At 68.9% G+C, this 588-nt stretch carries 1 protein-coding gene and 1 pseudogene; one reads left to right on the top strand and one right to left on the bottom strand.

Annotation, left to right across the window (positions count from 1 at the left end; translation table 11 throughout):
• Positions 1 to 296, bottom strand: a 296-nt coding sequence (locus Q4I23_RS33010; RefSeq protein WP_247889378.1) for a hydroxyisourate hydrolase, incomplete at its 3' end; no start/stop codon positions are given.
• A gap of 89 nt (positions 297 to 385) precedes the next feature.
• Here Q4I23_RS33010 and Q4I23_RS33005 point away from each other — a divergent pair.
• Positions 386 to 588, top strand: a pseudogene (locus Q4I23_RS33005) (MFS transporter); the annotation flags it as partial.

Genomic DNA, 588 nt, shown 5'->3' with positions numbered 1-588 from the left:
TATGCCCCGCGGAACAGGGAATAGCCCCAGGGGGTGAACTTCAGCGGCAGATGGTAGTGCTGCGCCACGTCGGTGACGGTGAAGCGGAACGGCGCCTCCTCCAGGAAGGCCGGTTCCGCCCCTCCCGCCCCTTGCGCGCGCAGCCAAGGGCCAATGTGGAACACCGCCTCGTAGACGCCCGCCGTCACGCCCGCGCCGCCGACCACCGGATGGTCGAGCGCGCCATTGGCACACAAACGGCTTTCCGCTAGCCTGTCCCGTTGTCCGTCCCGCAAAGCATAGAGTTCCACCCGCATCCCCTCGGCGGGCACCCCGCGCGCCACATCCACCGCATGCAACGAAATCCCGCCGGCCATCGGCCCGTCCCTTTCCTTGTGGAGTCCCCATGAACGTCTGGTTGCTGCCTCTGATCGCCATGGCGGCGGTTCAGGCGTTCGTCGGGCTGTGTCTCTTCGCCATTCCGGTGATCGCGCCGCAGGCGGCGCCCGACCTGGGGGTCGATCCGGGGCTTCTCGGCCTTTATACCGCGGTCGTCTTCACCGCCGCCATCCCCGCGTCGCTGGGGGCGGGCGGGCTGATCGCCCGTTG

The sequence above is a fragment of the Azospirillum sp. UFLA03-27 genome (assembly GCF_059803775.1).
The sequence above is the reverse complement of the archived record's forward strand: the minus strand, read 5'-3'. Positions and strand labels throughout refer to the sequence as shown.